Raw genomic sequence first — 16,755 nt, 5'->3', positions numbered from 1 at the left:
GGGCGGCCCCTCTCCTTAGCCGCGCAGGCGCGCACCGGCTCGAGCCATACGCTCGACCAGCGTCTGGATCGCCTGATCGACGACCTCGTCCTGTAGCGTGCCGGCCGCGTCCTGCAGCGTCACGCGGAAGGCAAGGCTCTTCTCGTGTGCGGCAAGACCACCGGAAGTATTTGATTTTGCACGAAATTCGTCGAAGAGTACAACCTTCTGAACGAATCGGCACGCGTCCTCGGCCAGCGCCTTCTTCATTTCGTCGAAAAGTGCCTGAACCTCCACCGCCTGATCGACCACGACGGCGATATCGCGCCGCACCGGCGGGAATTTCGACACGTCGGTCGGTGCCGGCAGTGCGCGCGGAATCAGCGCGTCCGCGTCGATTTCGAACATCACCGGCGCGTGCGGCAGCTCGTACTTCTGCATCAGGCGCGGGTGCAATTCGCCAATCCAGCCGACCGCACGGCCATCGAGTTCGATGCGCGCGCTGCGGCCCGGATGGAGGGCCGGATGCGCTGCCTTCACGAAGCGCGCGGCGGCCGGCGCGAGCAGCGCCTCGAGATCGCCCTTCACGTCGAAGAAATCGACTGCGCGGGTCGCCACCCCCCACTGCTCGTCGACCGCCGGGCCGTATGCGAGCGCGCCGACCCGCTTAGGCTGCCTGTAGCCTTCGACAGTCAGCTCGCCGGCCTTCACCGCAGGATCGGCGAGGAACACGCGGCCGGCCTCGAACACGCGCACGCGGTCCGCCCGGCGATTCAGGTTGTGACGCAGCACCGAGATAAGGCTGCCGAACAGCGTCGTGCGCATCACCGACAGCTGGCTCGCGATCGGGTTCAGCAGGCGGGTCGGTTTGTCGTTGCCGGCGAAATCGAGCTCCCACTCCGCATCGACGAAGCTGAAGTTGACCGTCTCCGCATAGTCGCGCGCCGCGAGCGCATGACGGATGTCGTGGATCGAGCGCTGAGTCTCGTTGGTCGCGCGCATCTCGCTCGTCGCGACGGGCGGACGCGCCGGAATCTTCTCGAAGCCGTAAATGCGCGCCACTTCCTCGATCAGGTCTTCCTCGATCTCGATATCGAAGCGGTGCGACGGCGGCGTGACGAGGAATGCGTCGTCATCGCGCTCGAACGGCAGGCCGAGGCGCGTGAAGATGTTCGCGATTTCGTCGGCGTCGATCTTCACGCCGATGATGCGGTTCGCGCGCGACACGCGCATCTTCACCGGCGCGCGCTGCGGCAGGTTGACCGCCTGATCGTCGACCGGGCCGGCCTTGCCGCCGCAGATCTCGAGAATCAGCTGCGTGATGCGCTCGACGTGCTCGACCGTGGTCGCGTAATCGACGCCGCGCTCGAAGCGATGCGCGGCATCGGTCGAGAAGTTGTACTTGCGCGCGCGGCCGCGGATGCTGTCCGGCCACCAGAACGCGGCTTCCAGATAGATGTTGGTCGTATCGAGCGTGACGGCCGTGCTGTCGCCGCCCATGATGCCCGCGAGGCTTTCGACCTGACGGTCGTCCGCGATCACGCCGACCGTTTCGTCAAGTTCGACCGTGTTGCCGTTCAGCAGCTTCAGCGATTCGCCGCGCTTGCCCCAGCGCACTTCGATACCGCCGTGGATCTTGTCCAGGTCGAACACGTGCGACGGACGACCGAGCTCGAACATGACGTAGTTCGAGATGTCGACGAGCGCCGACACGCTGCGCTGGCCCGCCCGTTCGAGGCGCTCGACCATCCACTGCGGCGTTTTCGCGCGCGCGTTCACGCCGCGGATCACGCGGCCGGAGAAGCGGCCGCAGAGATCCGGCGCGGCGATGCGCACCGGCAGCGTCTCATCGAGTTCGACGCGCACCGGACGGATGTCGACCGGGGTCAGCGGCGCGCCGGTGATCGCGGCCGTCTCGCGTGCGATACCGAACACCGACAGGCAGTCGGCCTTGTTCGGCGTCAGCTTGATTTCGAAGATCGTGTCGTCGAGATTGAGCGTGTCGCGGATGTCCTGACCGACCGGCGTGTCTTCCGGCAGGATCAGCAGGCCGCTGTGGTCTTCCGACAGCTTGAGCTCGCGCGCCGAGCACAGCATCCCCTGGCTCTCCACGCCGCGCAGCTTCGACAGCTTGATCGCGAACGGCTTGCCGCCTTCTTCAGCCGGCGGCAGTTCCGCGCCGACCAGCGCGACCGGCACCTTGATGCCTGGCGCGACGTTCGGTGCACCGCACACGATGTTCAGCGTCGCGCCGGTGCCGGCGTCGACCTGGCAGACATTGAGCTTGTCCGCATCCGGATGCTTGACGACTTCGAGCACGCGGCCCACGACGATCTTCGACGTCGGCGGCGCGGCCTTGCTCAGCGATTCGACTTCGAGCCCCGCCATCGTCAGCGCGTGCGACAGCTCGTCGGTCGTCAGCTGCGGGTCGACAAAGGTTCTCAACCAGGATTCAGGGAATTGCATGGATGTCTACGTTCGAAACAGGTTAGATCGACGCGCAGGCCTCGTCTGATCGTGCGACGGAGCGTGCGCGGGCACGTGTGGGCGCGGCGCGTGCGTTATGCGAACTGGCGCAGGAAACGCAGGTCGTTCTCGAAGAACAGCCGCAGATCCTGCACGCCGTAGCGCAGCATCGTCAGGCGCTCGAGGCCGCTGCCGAACGCGAAGCCGATATAGCGCTCGGGATCGAGGCCCATGTTGCGGATCACGGTCGGATGCACCTGCCCCGAGCCGGAAATCTCGAGCCACTTGCCGGCGTTCTTGCCGTGCTCGAACATCATGTCGATCTCGGCCGACGGTTCCGTGAACGGGAAATACGACGGACGGAAGCGCACGAGGATGTCGTCGCGCTCGAAGAATTTCTTCAGGAAATCGGTGTAGACGCCTTTGAGATCGGCAAAGCTGATGTTCTCGTCGATCCACAGCCCCTCGACCTGATTGAACATCGGCGAGTGCGTCGCATCGCTGTCGACGCGATACGTGCGGCCCGGCGCGATCACCTTGATCGGCGGACGGTTCATGCGCGCATAACGCACCTGCATCGGGCTCGTGTGCGTGCGCAGCAGCAGCTGGCGGCCGTCGGCGTCCTTGCCTTCGACGTAGAAGGTGTCCTGCATCGAACGCGCCGGATGGTTCTCCGGGCTGTTCAGCGACGTGAAGTTGTACCAGTCGGTCTCGATTTCGGGACCGTCGGCCACGTCGAAGCCGATCGAGCGGAAAATCTGTTCGACGCGCTCCCACGTGCGCATCACGGGGTGCAGGCTGCCCGCACCGGCGCCGCGGCCCGGCAGCGTGACGTCGATCGCCTCTGCGGCGAGGCGCTGGTTCAAAAGCGCGTCCGCGAGCGCCTGGCGGCGAGCGGTCAGCGCGGCCTCAACCTGCTGCTTCGCGACGTTGATGCGTGCGCCTTCGGTCTTGCGTGCTTCGGGATCGAGCTTGCCGAGGCCCTTGAGCAACTCGGTCAGCGCACCCGACTTGCCGAGAAATCGTGCTTTCTCGTTTTCGAGCGTGGTGATGTCGGCAGCCTGTTCGAAGGACTGCTGCGCGTCGGCGACAATCTGGTCCAGATCCATAGATCCCATCATTTCCAACGTCATTCGGTCTTGGCGAGCGAATCTGCCCGCCAAACAAAAAAGGGGCTCGGAAGAGCCCCGTTTTCGCTGCAGCGGCCGAAACTACCGGAACATCGCTGCAACTAACCACGCAGTGCTAATTTCGCAATTAGGCTGCAACGGCGGCTTTCACCTGCTTGACGATCGCAGCAAAAGCAGCCTTGTCGAACACCGCCATGTCGGCCAGCACCTTACGGTCGAGTTCGATCGACGCCTTCTTCAGGCCGTTGATGAACACGCTGTAGGTCATGTCGTGCTGGCGAACTGCCGCGTTGATACGCGTGATCCACAATGCGCGGAACACACGCTTCTTGTTGCGGCGATCGCGGTACGCGTACTGACCAGCGCGCATCACCGCTTGCTTGGCGATGCGATAGACGTTATTGCGACGGCCGCGATAACCCTTGGCCAGGTTGATGATCTTCTTGTGACGGGCCCGTGCGGTTACCCCACGTTTGACTCGAGGCATGTTTCTCTCCTTTGAGTATCAGTTGAGGGGTTACGCGAACGGCAGCATCGCGCGGACGGAGTTCAGATCGGAATCATGAACTGCCGTTGCGCCGCGCAGGTGACGCTTGTTCTTCGTGGTTTTCTTGGTCAGGATGTGGCGCTTGAAGGCTTGACCGCGCTTGACGGTACCGCCCGGACGCACCACGAAGCGCTTTGCAGCACTCTTCTTGGTCTTCATCTTAGGCATGACGAACAACTCCAGTTTATTAGATGGCGATGGGTGTGCGGTTGGCTTGCGCCCTTGACCCGCCCTTCGAAACCCAGTCCACTTGTGTACGGCGAACCGCTTGCGCAGCCGCCGTCATTGTTGGCGCGCCGCCCTGACCGGGCAGCGCGCCGAACCACTATCGAACCTGCGCGACCGGCGCGCGGGCCCGTTACTTCTTTTTCTTCGGCGAGAGCACCATGATCATCTGGCGCCCTTCCATCTTCGGCATCTGCTCGACCTGGCCGACTTCCTCGAGATCCGTGCGCAGACGCTCGAGCATCCGCATGCCGATCTCCTGGTGAGCCATCTCGCGGCCGCGGAAACGCAACGTGATCTTCGTCTTGTCGCCCTCTTCGAGGAAGCGCACGAGGTTGCGAAGCTTGACGTTGTAGTCACCGTCATCGGTACCCGGGCGGAATTTGACTTCCTTCACCTGGATGACCTTCTGCTTCAGCTTCGCTTCGTGCTGCTTCTTGGACTCCTGATACTTGAACTTGCCGTAGTCCATCAGACGGCAGACCGGCGGAACGGCCTGCGGCGCGATTTCGACCAGATCAACGTCCAGCTCTTCCGACTTACGGAAAGCATCAGCGAGTTTTACGATACCGAGCGGTTCGTTCTCGATCCCGACCAGACGCACTTCCGGCGCAGTGATTTCACCGTTGATGCGATGCGACGACTTATCAGTAGCGATGTTACGTTTCCTCTAAAAATTAAAAAAACGAGCCGCGCTGCCAGGGCGGTTACTTGAACGAGCGCAGGTCTTCCTGCAGACGCTCAACGAAGGCTTCGACCGGCATAACGCCAAGATCGACGCCGCCACGGGCACGCACGGCTACCGTTTGCGCATCACGCTCCTTATCGCCCACGACGAGGAGATAAGGCACCTTTTCCAGCGTGTGCTCGCGTATTTTATAGCTAATCTTCTCGTTGCGCAAATCCGCCGCCACTCTAACCCCTTGTTTTTGCAACGTTTGGACCAGAGATTGCGCATATTCGGCCTGACTTTCGGCGATATTGAGCACAATTGCCTGGTACGGCGCGAGCCAGGCCGGCATTGCGCCGGCATGGTGCTCGATCAGAATGCCAAGGAATCGCTCCATCGAACCGACGATCGCACGGTGCAGCATCACCGGCCGGCGGCGGCTGTTGTCTTCCGCGACGTACTCGGCGCCAAGGCGCTCCGGCAGCACCATGTCGAGCTGCAGCGTGCCGCACTGCCACGAGCGGCCGAGCGCGTCCTTGATGTGGTACTCGATCTTCGGGCCATAGAACGCACCCTCGCCCGGCAGTTCTTCCCACGACAGGCCGCACGCCGTGAGCGCGTCGCGCAGGCCCTGCTCGGCGCGATCCCACGTTTCGTCGGTGCCCGCACGCTGCTCGGGGCGCAGCGACAGCTTGATGTCGATGTGCTCGAACCCGAAATCCTTGTACACGCTCATCGCGAGCGTATTGAACGCGATCGATTCGGCGATGAACTGCTCTTCGGTACAGAAAATGTGCGCATCGTCCTGCACGAAGCCGCGCACGCGCATCAGGCCGTGCAGCGCGCCCGATGCCTCGTTGCGGTGGCACGAACCGAATTCCGCGTAGCGCAGCGGCAGGTCGCGGTACGAGCGCAGCCCGTGCTTGAACACCTGAACGTGCCCCGGACAGTTCATCGGCTTGATCGCGTAGTCGCGCTTCTCCGACTCCGTCGTGAACATGTTCTCGCGGTAGTTCTGCCAGTGGCCAGACGCCTCCCACAGCGAGCGGTCCATGATCATCGGCGTCTTGATCTCGAGATACCCGGCTTCGTTCACGCGGCGGCGCATGTACTGTTCGACCTGCTGCCACAGCGCCCACCCCTTCGGATGCCAGAACACCATGCCCGGCGACTCTTCCTGCATGTGGAACAGGTCGAGCTGCTTGCCGAGCTTGCGGTGGTCGCGCTTCTCCGCTTCCTCGAGCATGTGCAGGTACTGATCCTGATCTTCCTTCTTCGTCCACGCCGTGCCGTAAATGCGCTGCAGTTGCTCGTTCTTCGAGTCGCCGCGCCAGTATGCGCCCGCGACCTTCATCAGCTTGAAGACCTTCAGCTTGCCGGTGGACGGCACGTGCGGGCCGCGGCACAGGTCGGTGAAGCCGCCGTGCGAGTACAGCTTGATTTCGTCGCTTTGCGGAATCGATTCGATGATCTCGGCCTTGTACTTCTCGCCGATGCTGCGGAAATAGCCGGCCGCCTCGTCGCGCGACACGACCCGGCGCGTGACCGGCTCGTCCTTCTTCGCCAGTTCCTGCATGCGCTTTTCGATCTTTTCCAGATCTTCGGGCGTAAACGGACGGTTGTACGAGAAGTCGTAGTAGAAGCCGTTGTCGATCACCGGGCCGATCGTCACCTGCGCATCCGGGTACAGCTCCTTCACCGCATAGGCGAGCAAGTGCGCGGTCGAGTGACGGATGATGTCGAGGCCGTCCGCATCCTTGTCCGTGACGATCGCCAGCGACGCGTCGCGATCGATGACCGTGGACGTGTCGACGAGCTCGCCGTCGAGCTTGCCGCCAAGCGCAGCCTTCGCGAGACCGGGACCGATCGAGGCCGCGACCTCGGCAACTGTCACCGGATGCTCGTATTGTCGAACTGAGCCGTCAGGCAAGCGTATCGAAACCATAGCAATCTCCGTGATGCCGACAGTGGGCGGCAAACCAAGCACGCGATATCAAAGTCACGCGCGAAAATTTCGCGACAAAAAAAATGCGGCCCCGCTTTCGAGGGGCCGCATTCGATACTTCACTCAAACTGAAAGGGCGAAAACGTTCCTCGACTAGCGTCGCTCCGAAAAGGTTTCGGTCAACGTTCGCGGTGTCATAACCGTATTCGCCTTGTTCGCGTTGAGTTATTTACTGCATCAAACACCCGGAAACCGGGCGTTCTCAATTCGTTGGTAGGCTCGATTGGACTCGAACCAACGACCCCCACCATGTCAAGGTGGTGCTCTAACCAGCTGAGCTACGAGCCTAGTGAAGCCAAAATTATATGGGTTGACTGCGCACTTGGCAAGCGTTTTTATGCGGTCGCAGCAAAACGGCGATATTCCGGCCCCGTTACTGTGGCCTCACCCTTTCCGTCCGGCCCGCACAACGCCCTGCACTTCGCCCAACAATGTACACGCACGCTGCACCTGCGCCGAATTCGACACCTCGACCGTGAACTGCATGAATGCCGCGTTGCGGCGGCTCTGCGTCTTCACGCCGACCACGTTCATCTTCTCCCGCGCGAACACTTCGGAGATATCGCGCAGCAAGCCCTGACGGTCGGTCGCCTCGATCATCAGGTCGACCGGGTACACGGACATGCCGCGCCCGCCGAGCACGTCGGCCGACCAGGTCGTCTGCAGCACGCGCTCCGGCGCGCGCTCGGCCATCCGCCGGAACGTGGGGCAGTCGCTGCGGTGGATCGACATGCCCTTGCCACGCGTCACGAAGCCGCTGATCGGGTCGGGCGGCGCCGGACGGCAGCAGCGTGCAAGCTGGGTCAGCAGCGCGTCGACGCCGACCACCAGCACGCCGGTCGATGCGCCGTGCGCGACGCTGGCCCCGCTGCTGCGTTTTTCGAAATCGGCCGGCGCCTCGGGCGCGTGTTCGGGAGGGGGCGCATCCGACAGCGCCTGCTCGACGTTACGCAGGCTGAACTCTTCCTTGCCGACCACCGAGAACAGCTCATCGGGCGACTTGAAGCCGAGCTTCGCTGCGAGGTGGTCGAGGTTGACCGACGTCTTGCCCTCGCGCTGCAGCGTCTTCTCAACGAGCGCGCGGCCATGCGCGATGTTTTCTTCCTGCTCGATCGAGTTGAACCACGCACGCACTTTCTGGCGCGCACGCGAACTCTTCAGGTAGCCGAGCTGAAGATTCAGCCAGTCGCGCGACGGGCCGCCCTCCTTCACCGCGACAATTTCGACCGTCTGGCCGTTCGCGAGCGGCGTGTTCAGCGGCACCATCACGCCGTCGACGCGCGCCCCGCGGCAGCGGTGGCCAAGCTCGCTGTGCAGGTGATACGCGAAATCGACCGGCGTCGCGCCCTGCGGAAGCGCGATCACGCGCGCCTGCGGCGTGAGCACGTAGATGTGATCGTCGTCGAGCGACGTCTCGCGCAATTGCGCCCATGCTTGGTCGCCCGATACTTCGGCGCCGTCCTCGACGTCGTCCTTCCACGCGAGAAGCTGCCGCAGCCACGCGATCTTCTCGTCGTACTTGTCGCTCGCCGAGAACTGGCCGCCGTAGCCGCGCGCGCCCGCTTCCTTGTAGCGCCAGTGCGCGGCCACGCCGTATTCGGCGAAGCGGTGCATTTCCTGCGTGCGGATCTGCACTTCGAATGCGCGGCCGTCGTCGCCGATCACGACGGTGTGCAGCGACTTGTAGCCGTTCGGTTTCGGACGCGAGATGTAATCGTCGAACTCCTTCGGCACCGGCTGCCACAGGTGATGGACGATGCCGAGCACCGCGTAGCAATCCTTGATGTCCGGCACGATCACGCGGAATGCGCGCACGTCGTACAGCTCGGAGAAGTCGAGTTCCTTGCCGCGCATCTTCCGCCAGATGCTGTAGATGTGCTTCGGCCTGCCGCTCACGTCGGCCGGAATGTGCGCCTCCGCGAGCTCGTGCTGCAGCCGGTCGATCGCCTGCGCGACGTACGCCTCGCGCTCGACGCGCTTTTCGTCGAGCAGTTTCGCGATGCGCTTGTAAGTGACCGGATCCTCGAAGCGGAACGCGAGATCCTCGAGTTCCCACTTCAGTTGCCAGATGCCGAGACGGTTCGCGAGCGGCGCGTAGATTTCGAGCGTCTCGCGCGCGACATCGGGCGGCGGATCGATCTTTGCCGCCGCGTAGTAACGCAGCGACTGCAGCCGCGACGCGAGCCGGATCAGCACGACGCGGATATCCTGCGCGAACGCGAGCAGCATCTTGCGCAGCGCCTCGATCTGCGTGCGCCGCTCCTGCGCGGCGTCGCGCCCTGCGTCGGGCATCGCGTTCTGCGCGCGCAGGCTGACGGTGCCGAGCCGCAGCAGCTTGCGCACGTCGGCGACGAGCCGCGCGACCTCTTCGCCGAACCGTTCGGTCAGCTCGCGCCCGGGATCGCTCAGGTGCGGCGTCAGCACGAACAGCGCGGCCGCCTGCATCGCGTGCGGATCGACGTTCAGCGTGCGCATGATCGACGCGGTGCCGGCCGAGTGGTCGGCGAGCAGCTCGCCCGACGACAGCCGCGCGTCGCCGGCCCGTTCGCGCACGAACGCGAGCACATCGTCGAACGACGGCGTCGCGACGGAGGAAGCGGAAACGGACTCGGTCATCGCACGGCCTGGCGTATTGCGGTCATCGTGATGCTTCGCTCAGCTCCGCTGGGCCGCAACGACGACGATCTCGACGAGCAGCGCCGGATCCGCGAGCTTCGCCTCGACCGTGGCGCGCGGCGGCGTGTTGCCCGGCGCGACCCACGCGTCCCATTCGGCGTTCATGCCCTCGAAGTTCGCGAGATCCGAGATGTAGATCTGCACCGACAGCAGATGCGCCTTGTCGCTGTTCGCTTCGGCAAGCAGGCGGTCGATATGGCCGAGCACTTCGCGCGTCTGGCCGCGGATGTCCTGCGTGGTGTCTTCGGCGATCTGGCCGGCCAGATACACGGTACCGTTGTGGATCGCGGTTTCGGAGAGACGTGCTCCGACGTGGTGACGAATGACTGCCATGGAAATTTCCGGTCGTATGGATGAGTGACGATTCGGCGGTGACGCGGCCCGCGTGCCGCCGAACCGCATATTATGACGCGTTTATGCGTTGCCTTCGACGAAAAACCGGCGCGCGAGCGCGATCTGGTCCGCGCTGACGAACGCCGGCGCGTGGCCGGCACCCGCGATTTCGGCCTGCGTCACGTGACGGCCGCGACGCACCATCTCGGCCGCCGTGTCGCGCGACAACAGGTCGGAGCTTTCACCGCGCACGACCAGCACCGACGCCTCCGTCGTCTCGATCGCGCGCCATAACGCGGCCTCGCCGAGCGCGGCGAGCTCCGGCGTCGTCGCCTTGAACGGCTCGGCAATGCGCGGATCGTAGCGCATCGTCCAGCCGCCGTCGGGCAGCTCGCGCAGCAAGGGCCCGTTGATCTCGCGCCATTCGTCGGCGTTCAACGCGCCGAACGGCAACGACAGCGACGTCAGGTAGTCGACGCCCTCCTGCTCGGTCGCGAAGCGCGGTTGGACACCGAGGTATTCGCCGATGCGCGCGAGCGATTCCGGCTCAATGCGCGGGCCGACGTCGTTGACGATCATCCGGCGCAGCGGCGCACCGCGCAGCCCGGAGAACGCCATGCCAATCAGTCCGCCCATCGACGTGCCAAACCAGTCAACCGATTCGACGTCGAGCCGGGCAATCAGCGTCACCATGTCGGCGACGTATTGCGGAATCGCATACAACCGCGGATCGGCGAGCCAGTCCGACTGGCCGCGCCCGACGACGTCGGGACAAACGACCCGATACGTATCGGACAGCGCGGCGGCCAGCCGGTCGAAATCGCGCCCGGAGCGTGTCAGGCCGTGCACGCAGACCAGCACGCGCGGATTCGCGGGGTCGCCCCATTCGGTATAGGCGACGTGGTGAAGTCCGGCGGCGCTCGCACACTGCACGCGTCGCTGACGGGGAACCGGAAGGGTCGCTGAGGTCGTGGGCATCGTTGGCATCCTGTGGAACGGTGACGGCGCGGCGGGCCGCGCTTGCATCCGACGAGCCGCCTGATGCGAACGATTGTAAACCGCTTCATCACGACGAGGCGTCACGCGGCCGCCGGCCTGCGGCGCATCCCTCGTTCGCAACGGCCCGCGCGTCGCCGCGCTACGAGCCGCGCAACTGCTCGCGCAGGAAATCGACGAACGACCTCACGCGCAACGGCACGTGACGGCTGCCGGGATAGACAGCATGCAGCGGTGCCGCTTGCACCGCGAATGCCGGCAGCACGCGCACGAGCCGGCCGGCATCGAGATCCGCGCCGACGTCCCAGATCGACTTCAGCGCAATGCCCGCCCCCTCGAGCGCGAGCGTGCGCGCGGCACCGCCGTCATTCGTCAGCAGCGCCGCCGTCACGTCGACGGCGACCGTGCCGTCGGCGCCGTCGAACCGCCACTCGGTGCGCGGCTGATCGCCCATCACGATGCACCGGTGCGCACGCAGTTCCGCCGGGTGAGCCGGCTGCCCGTGCGCGGCCACGTAGCCCGGCGCCGCGCACAGCACGCGATGATTCGGCGCGAGCTCGCGCGCGATCATCGACGAATCGGCGAGGCTGCCGATCCGCACGGCGACGTCGATGTCCTGTGCGAGCAGGTCGACGATCGTGTCGGTCAGCATCAGATGCACGACCAATTCCGGATGCCGCCGCTGAAACGCCGCGACGAGCGGCGCGATCCGCAGCCGGCCCAGTTCCCCCGGCGCAGTCACGCGCAGCACGCCGCCGACCGTGCCGCGACGATCGCTCATCAGCGTCTCGGCCCGATCGACCTCGGCCAGGATGCGCAGCACCTGCGCGTGAAACTGCGCACCGTCGTCGGTCAGCGTCTGCTGCCGCGTCGTCCGGTGCAGCAGTCGCACGCCCAGTCGGGACTCGAGATGCGCGAGCCGCTTGCTCACGACGGACAGCGACAGGTCGAGCTCGCGCGCGGCCGCAGACAGGCTGCCGGCCGACACGATTCTCGCGAAGGTGTCGAGGGCGGGGAGATCGTCGATCAGCATCGCGACACTCGGCTCGGCTCACCCTTTCCTTTTTTCGAATAATTCATTCGCTTTTTGCCCGTATTCCGATCAAGAACGGAAACCTACCATACCTGCTCCGCGTCGTCCCACGATGCGTCATACAGGACTCTTCAGCCATGCCGATTCGCCTTTCTTCAGTCGCTCGTCCGCTCGCCCGCGCAATCGCCGCCGCAGCCTGCGTGGCCGCGCTGTCGCCCGTCGCCTCGCACGCCGCCGAACTCGTCGAGCCCCACGGCCTGACCGTCGCGACCGACGTGCCGGCCGCGCAGGCGCGGGCGCAGATTCTCGCCGCGCGCCGTTACGGCACGTTCTGGGATACCGGCGATGCGGCCCTCGCGCGCGCGGCGCTCGCCCCCGACTTCATCGACCGCACGTTGCCGGCAGGGCGCGCGCAGGGCGTATCGGGCCCCATTGCGGCATCCGGAACGATGCGTGCGGCGGTCCCCGACCTGCGTTGCGATATCGAACAGATGATCGTCGCCGGCGACCGCGTCGTCGTGCATCTGCACTTTCGCGGCCATTTCACCGGCACGTTCAATGGCGCGGCCGGCCACGGGCAAACGGTCGACTTCATCGCGACCGACATCTATCGGATCGATCACGGCCGGATCGCGGAAAACTGGCATATCGAGGACAACCTGACGCTGATGCGCCAGCTCGGGCTCGTCGGCTGACGGAGGAAACGATGACCTACATCGACAACGATCCTTCCGCGCCAAAGCCGGCCCGCCGCACGTTTCTCGCGCAAGCCGGCGCAGGGGTGGCCGCGGGTATCGCGATGGCTGCAGGCGCGTCGCACTCGGCTGTCGCCGCGCCGTTACCGGGCGCCGCTGCAACGGACACCGGCCGGTTCTGGCCCGACGACACACGGCTCGCGATTTCGATCTCGATGCAATTCGAGGCTGGCGGCCAACCGCCGAAGGGTGCGGATAGCCCGTTTCCGCCCGTCGAATTCCCGGCGTCGGTGCCGGTCGACCTCGCGTCGGCCACGTGGTTTGCGTACGGCTACCGGGAAGGCATTCCGAGGCTGCTCGATCTGTGGGACCGGCACGGCGTGAAAGTGACGTCGCACATGATCGGCGAAGCCGCCCGGCGGCATCCCGAACTGGCGCGCGAGATCGTGTCGCGCGGCCACGAAGCGGCCGCGCACGGACCCACATGGCGATCGCAATTCGCGATGAACCGCGATGACGAACGGCGCTTTCTCACGGAAGCCCGCGACATGGTCGAAGCGGTGACGGGGCAACGGCCGATCGGCTACAACTGCAACTGGCTGCGGCGCGGACCACACACGCTGCCGCTGCTACAGGAGCTCGGATACGTGTACCACATCGACGACGTCAGCCGCGACGAGCCCTTCATCGAGACCGTCGGCGGTCGCGATTTCGCGGTCGTGCCATACACGCTGCGCAACAACGACATCCTGCTGATCGAAGGCCGCAACTACTCGCCAACGATGTTTCTCGAACAGATCAAGCTCGATTTCGATCAGTTGTACGCGGAAGCCGGGCAGCGCCGCAGATTGATGTCGATCAGCGCGCACGACCGAATCAGCGGCACACCGCAGATGGTGCGCGCATGGGACGCATTCCTGCGCTACGCGCGCTCGCATCCGGGCGTGGCGTTCATGCGCAAGGACGACATCGCGCGCTTTGCATTGCGCAGCCGGTCGACGCTCCGCGAAGCGGAAACGATCTGACCGGATTCCACCTACTTCTTCATTACGGGAGCACCATCATGGACGATCCGCTACATGGAAAGAAAGTACTGGTCATCGGCGGCACCTCGGGTATCGGCGCCGCGGCCGCGACAGCATTCGCACAGCGTGGCGCTGTCGTGACGGTCGCATCGCGCGATCCGGCGAAGGCCGGCGCAGACATCGGTAGATACGGGCAGGTGCGTGCCGAAGCGCTCGACATTACCGATACGGCCGCCGTCGAAGCATTCTGCGCGCGCGCCGGACAGTTCGACCATGTCGTGATCTCGGCCGCGCAGACCGCCACCGGCCCGCTCCGCTCGCTGCCGCTCGCGGACGCGCAGGCTGCGATGGACAGCAAGTTCTGGGGCGCATACCGTATCGCGCGCTCGATCGATATCGCAGCCGGAGGCTCGCTGACGTTCGTATCGGGTTATCTCAGCGTGCGGCCGAGTGCGTCGTCGGTACTGCAAGGCGCGATCAATGCGGCACTGGAAGCGCTTGCACGCGGCCTTGCGCTGGAACTGGCGCCGGTGCGCGTGAATACCGTTTCGCCGGGCCTGATCGCGACGCCGCTGTGGGACAAGCTTGCCCCCGACGCGCGCGACGCGATGTATGCGAACGCTGCACAGCGCCTTCCGGCGCGCCGCGTGGGCCAGCCTGAGGACGTCGCGAATGCGATCGTGTATCTGGCAGCCACGCGTTACGCAACGGGCTCGACGGTGTTGGTCGATGGCGGCGGCGCGATTGCGTGACGCGCGGTCATGGCAAAACGCCCCGCGTTCCGCCAGGAACACGGGGCGTCGGGCGCCGTGCGCAACAGCGTCGCTTACGCGACCGCGCTGAGGTCGAGCGGTGCGCCCGTTTTTGCCTGGATCTCTTCCGCGCTCACGCCGTCGGCGAGCTCGAGCACCTTGAGCCCATCCGGCGTCACTTCGATCACGCCCAGATCGGTGATGATCAGGTCGACCACGCCGACACCCGTCAGCGGCAGATTGCATTCGTCGAGGATCTTGTGCTGGTCGCCCTTCGCGACGTGCTCCATCAGCACGACGACGCGCTTCACGCCCGCGACGAGGTCCATCGCGCCGCCCATCCCCTTGATCATCTTGCCCGGGATCATCCAGTTCGCGAGGTCGCCCTTTTTGCTGACCTGCATCGCGCCGAGGATCGCGAGATTGATGTGGCCGCCGCGAATCATCGCGAACGAATCGGCCGACGAGAAGATCGACGAGCCGGGCAGCGTCGTGACGGTCTGCTTGCCGGCGTTGATCAGGTCGGCGTCGACTTCGTCCTCGGTCGGCGACGGGCCGATGCCGAGCAAACCGTTCTCCGACTGCAGCCACACTTCGACGCCCGCCGGCACGTGGTTGGCAACGAGCGTCGGCAAGCCGATGCCGAGATTCACGTAGAAGCCGTCTTGCAGTTCCTTCGCCGCGCGCGCGGCCATCTGGTCACGATTCCACGCCATGTCAGTCTCCTTTCGCGCGTACGACGCGTTGTTCGATGCGTTTTTCCGGCGTCGCGTTCAGCACGATACGCTGCACGAAGATGCCCGGCGTATGGACCTGGTCCGGATCGAGCTCTCCGTTCTCGACGATCTCCTCGACCTCCGCCACGGTGATCTTGCCGGCCATCGCGCACATCGGGTTGAAGTTGCGTGCGGTGCGGCGATAGATCAGGTTGCCGGACTTGTCGGCCTTCCACGCCTTCACGAGCGCGACGTCGGCCGTCAGCGACGGCTCCAGCACGTAGTGGCGATCGCCGAACTGGCGCGTTTCCTTGCCTTCCGCGATCACGGTGCCGTAGCCGGTGTTCGTGAAGAACGCGGGAATGCCCGCGCCGCCTGCACGCAGCTTCTCGGCGAGTGTGCCCTGCGGCGTGAATTCGAGCTCGAGTTCGCCGGCCAGATACTGGCGCTCGAACTCCTTGTTCTCGCCGACGTACGACGAGATCATCTTCTTGATCTGGCGCGTTTCCAGCAGCAGGCCGAGACCGAAGCCGTCGACGCCCGCGTTGTTGCTGATGCAGGTAATGCCCTTGACGCCGGAATCGCGCAACGCCGCGATCAGCGCCTCGGGAATCCCGCACAGGCCGAAACCGCCCACCGCGAAGGTCTGTCCGTCGCGGACGATCCCTTCCAGCGCGGCGGCCGCGCTTGGATAGACTTTGTTCATCTGTATGTCCCTTCCTCTATGGAAACCAGCGAAACCGGTTCACGCGCCCACTGGGCAGCACGCCCGCCGCATCATTCTATGCATGCGCGGCGATAGCTGCGTCGTAGCGCGCTGTTTTTATATCGCGACAAACCGCCGCGAGATGCCTGAAAGGGTACGATGCGGCGAGGATGCGGCACAATACGCAAAAATACATAAGCGTTTGCCTACGCTTGCCCGCGCCATGCCCGCTCTCGATTACCAGACAGCCTTTCACCTCGCGCCGCTCGGCCTCGTGATGTCGCGCGACCGCGTGATCGAGGATTGCAACGACGCGCTCGCGGCAATCTTCCGCTGCGCGCGGGCCGACCTGATCGGCAAGTCGTACGAGGTGCTCTACCCGTCACCGGACGAATTCCAGCGCATCGGCGAGCGCATCACGCGCGTGATGATCGCGAACGGCACCTATGCCGACGACAGAATCATGAAGCGGGCCGACGGCGAACTGTTCTGGTGCCACGTGACGGGCCGCGCGCTCGATCGCACCGCGCCGCTCGCGGCCGGCGTCTGGACGTTCGAGGATCTGAGTGCGACACGCCGGGTCGCCGTCGAGCTGACGCCGCGCGAACGCGAGATCGCCGCACAGCTCGCGACCGGCAAAACCAGCAAGCAAATCGGACGCGTGCTCGACATCAGCTCGCGCACCGTCGACATCTATCGCGCACGGCTGATGCGCAAGTACGGCACGAACAACACGCCGGAGTTGCTGCAGCGCCTGCTCGGCCAATAAAGGCCGCGCGCAATGACAATCGGCCGCGTGAC

16 protein-coding genes and 1 tRNA gene are annotated in these 16,755 nt (G+C 64.8%); 4 read left to right on the top strand and 13 right to left on the bottom strand.

Going from position 1 to position 16,755, the window contains the following annotated elements:
- Nucleotides 1-15 precede the first annotated feature (15 nt).
- The 11 genes from pheT to WK25_RS07195 all read right to left on the bottom strand — a co-directional run bounded on the left by pheT (nucleotide 16) and on the right by WK25_RS07195 (nucleotide 12,060).
- Nucleotides 16-2,445: a phenylalanine--tRNA ligase subunit beta gene (gene pheT, locus WK25_RS07245; RefSeq protein WP_069241319.1), complete on the bottom strand. Its 2,430-nt coding sequence runs from the start codon at nucleotides 2,443-2,445 to the stop codon at nucleotides 16-18.
- Between the two features lie 95 nt (nucleotides 2,446-2,540).
- Nucleotides 2,541-3,554: a phenylalanine--tRNA ligase subunit alpha gene (gene pheS / locus WK25_RS07240; protein ID WP_006753318.1), complete on the bottom strand. Its 1,014-nt coding sequence runs from the start codon at nucleotides 3,552-3,554 to the stop codon at nucleotides 2,541-2,543.
- Between the two features lie 148 nt (nucleotides 3,555-3,702).
- Nucleotides 3,703-4,062 carry a 50S ribosomal protein L20 gene (rplT, locus tag WK25_RS07235; RefSeq protein WP_004192938.1) on the bottom strand — a complete coding sequence of 120 codons (360 nt, stop codon included), beginning with the start codon at nucleotides 4,060-4,062 and terminating at the stop codon, nucleotides 3,703-3,705.
- Nucleotides 4,063-4,092: 30 nt separating this feature from the next.
- Nucleotides 4,093-4,290, bottom strand: coding sequence for a 50S ribosomal protein L35 (rpmI, locus tag WK25_RS07230; RefSeq protein WP_004191477.1), 198 nt, complete (start codon nucleotides 4,288-4,290; stop codon nucleotides 4,093-4,095).
- Nucleotides 4,291-4,480: 190 nt separating this feature from the next.
- Complete coding sequence (gene infC, locus WK25_RS07225; RefSeq protein ID WP_071734130.1) at nucleotides 4,481-5,005, bottom strand: translation initiation factor IF-3; 525 nt, start codon at nucleotides 5,003-5,005, stop codon at nucleotides 4,481-4,483.
- Between the two features lie 49 nt (nucleotides 5,006-5,054).
- A complete protein-coding gene (gene thrS, locus WK25_RS07220; protein ID WP_069241318.1) occupies nucleotides 5,055-6,962 on the bottom strand; it encodes a threonine--tRNA ligase in 1,908 nt (635 codons plus the stop codon).
- Between the two features lie 271 nt (nucleotides 6,963-7,233).
- A tRNA-Val gene (locus WK25_RS07215) sits at nucleotides 7,234-7,310 on the bottom strand.
- Between the two features lie 96 nt (nucleotides 7,311-7,406).
- Entirely contained in the window at nucleotides 7,407-9,638 is a 2,232-nt protein-coding gene (locus WK25_RS07210) for a RelA/SpoT family protein (protein WP_040144033.1), read from the bottom strand.
- Between the two features lie 39 nt (nucleotides 9,639-9,677).
- On the bottom strand, nucleotides 9,678-10,031 hold the full coding sequence (locus WK25_RS07205; RefSeq protein WP_006486103.1) for a RidA family protein: 354 nt from the start codon (nucleotides 10,029-10,031) through the stop codon (nucleotides 9,678-9,680).
- 81 nt (nucleotides 10,032-10,112) lie between these two features.
- Nucleotides 10,113-11,009 (bottom strand): alpha/beta fold hydrolase, encoded by an 897-nt coding sequence (locus WK25_RS07200; protein ID WP_069241317.1) that lies wholly within the window; start codon nucleotides 11,007-11,009, stop codon nucleotides 10,113-10,115.
- A 160-nt stretch (nucleotides 11,010-11,169) separates the two neighbouring features.
- Complete coding sequence (locus WK25_RS07195) at nucleotides 11,170-12,060, bottom strand: LysR family transcriptional regulator (RefSeq protein WP_040144031.1); 891 nt, start codon at nucleotides 12,058-12,060, stop codon at nucleotides 11,170-11,172.
- Nucleotides 12,061-12,197: 137 nt separating this feature from the next.
- On the opposite strand from WK25_RS07195, the gene WK25_RS07190 reads away from it, so the two are divergent.
- Genes WK25_RS07190 through WK25_RS07180 form a run of 3 tightly spaced genes read left to right on the top strand, consistent with a single transcriptional unit; the run spans nucleotide 12,198 to nucleotide 14,532 of the window.
- Nucleotides 12,198-12,755: an ester cyclase gene (locus WK25_RS07190; RefSeq protein ID WP_040144030.1), complete on the top strand. Its 558-nt coding sequence runs from the start codon at nucleotides 12,198-12,200 to the stop codon at nucleotides 12,753-12,755.
- Between the two features lie 11 nt (nucleotides 12,756-12,766).
- Nucleotides 12,767-13,780: a polysaccharide deacetylase family protein gene (locus tag WK25_RS07185; protein WP_040144029.1), complete on the top strand. Its 1,014-nt coding sequence runs from the start codon at nucleotides 12,767-12,769 to the stop codon at nucleotides 13,778-13,780.
- 38 nt (nucleotides 13,781-13,818) lie between these two features.
- Nucleotides 13,819-14,532, top strand: a complete 714-nt coding sequence (locus tag WK25_RS07180; protein ID WP_069241316.1) for an SDR family oxidoreductase — start codon at nucleotides 13,819-13,821, stop codon at nucleotides 14,530-14,532.
- 74 nt (nucleotides 14,533-14,606) lie between these two features.
- On the opposite strand, the gene WK25_RS07175 is transcribed toward WK25_RS07180, so the two are convergent.
- Both WK25_RS07175 and WK25_RS07170 read right to left on the bottom strand, forming a co-directional pair.
- Nucleotides 14,607-15,248, bottom strand: a complete 642-nt coding sequence (locus tag WK25_RS07175; RefSeq protein ID WP_040144027.1) for a CoA transferase subunit B — start codon at nucleotides 15,246-15,248, stop codon at nucleotides 14,607-14,609.
- A gap of 1 nt (nucleotide 15,249) precedes the next feature.
- Nucleotides 15,250-15,954 carry a CoA transferase subunit A gene (locus WK25_RS07170; RefSeq protein WP_040144026.1) on the bottom strand — a complete coding sequence of 235 codons (705 nt, stop codon included), beginning with the start codon at nucleotides 15,952-15,954 and terminating at the stop codon, nucleotides 15,250-15,252.
- A gap of 223 nt (nucleotides 15,955-16,177) precedes the next feature.
- Here WK25_RS07170 and WK25_RS07165 point away from each other — a divergent pair, with 223 nt between their 5' ends.
- On the top strand, nucleotides 16,178-16,723 hold the full coding sequence (locus WK25_RS07165) for a LuxR C-terminal-related transcriptional regulator (protein ID WP_040144025.1): 546 nt from the start codon (nucleotides 16,178-16,180) through the stop codon (nucleotides 16,721-16,723).
- The last annotated feature ends 32 nt before the right edge of the window (nucleotides 16,724-16,755 follow it).

The sequence above is a fragment of the Burkholderia latens genome (genome assembly GCF_001718795.1).
Taxonomy (GTDB): domain Bacteria; phylum Pseudomonadota; class Gammaproteobacteria; order Burkholderiales; family Burkholderiaceae; genus Burkholderia; species Burkholderia latens_A.
The sequence above is the reverse complement of the archived record's forward strand: the minus strand, read 5'-3'. Positions and strand labels throughout refer to the sequence as shown.

Excerpts from the sequence above, each read along its gene's own strand:
- WK25_RS07190 (WP_040144030.1), top strand. The coding sequence starts at position 12,198 with ATGCCGATTCGCCTTTCTTCAGTCGCTCGTCCGCTCGCCCGCGCAATC.
- thrS (WP_069241318.1), bottom strand. The coding sequence starts at position 6,962 with ATGGTTTCGATACGCTTGCCTGACGGCTCAGTTCGACAATACGAGCAT.
- pheT (WP_069241319.1), bottom strand. The coding sequence starts at position 2,445 with ATGCAATTCCCTGAATCCTGGTTGAGAACCTTTGTCGACCCGCAGCTG.
- WK25_RS07175 (WP_040144027.1), bottom strand. The coding sequence starts at position 15,248 with ATGGCGTGGAATCGTGACCAGATGGCCGCGCGCGCGGCGAAGGAACTG.
- WK25_RS07200 (WP_069241317.1), bottom strand. The coding sequence starts at position 11,009 with ATGCCCACGACCTCAGCGACCCTTCCGGTTCCCCGTCAGCGACGCGTG.
- pheS (WP_006753318.1), bottom strand. The coding sequence starts at position 3,554 with ATGGATCTGGACCAGATTGTCGCCGACGCGCAGCAGTCCTTCGAACAG.
- rpmI (WP_004191477.1), bottom strand. The coding sequence starts at position 4,290 with ATGCCTAAGATGAAGACCAAGAAGAGTGCTGCAAAGCGCTTCGTGGTG.
- WK25_RS07185 (WP_040144029.1), top strand. The coding sequence starts at position 12,767 with ATGACCTACATCGACAACGATCCTTCCGCGCCAAAGCCGGCCCGCCGC.
- WK25_RS07195 (WP_040144031.1), bottom strand. The coding sequence starts at position 12,060 with ATGCTGATCGACGATCTCCCCGCCCTCGACACCTTCGCGAGAATCGTG.
- WK25_RS07170 (WP_040144026.1), bottom strand. The coding sequence starts at position 15,954 with ATGAACAAAGTCTATCCAAGCGCGGCCGCCGCGCTGGAAGGGATCGTC.
- WK25_RS07165 (WP_040144025.1), top strand. The coding sequence starts at position 16,178 with ATGCCCGCTCTCGATTACCAGACAGCCTTTCACCTCGCGCCGCTCGGC.
- WK25_RS07210 (WP_040144033.1), bottom strand. The coding sequence starts at position 9,638 with ATGACCGAGTCCGTTTCCGCTTCCTCCGTCGCGACGCCGTCGTTCGAC.
- WK25_RS07205 (WP_006486103.1), bottom strand. The coding sequence starts at position 10,031 with ATGGCAGTCATTCGTCACCACGTCGGAGCACGTCTCTCCGAAACCGCG.
- rplT (WP_004192938.1), bottom strand. The coding sequence starts at position 4,062 with ATGCCTCGAGTCAAACGTGGGGTAACCGCACGGGCCCGTCACAAGAAG.
- WK25_RS07180 (WP_069241316.1), top strand. The coding sequence starts at position 13,819 with ATGGACGATCCGCTACATGGAAAGAAAGTACTGGTCATCGGCGGCACC.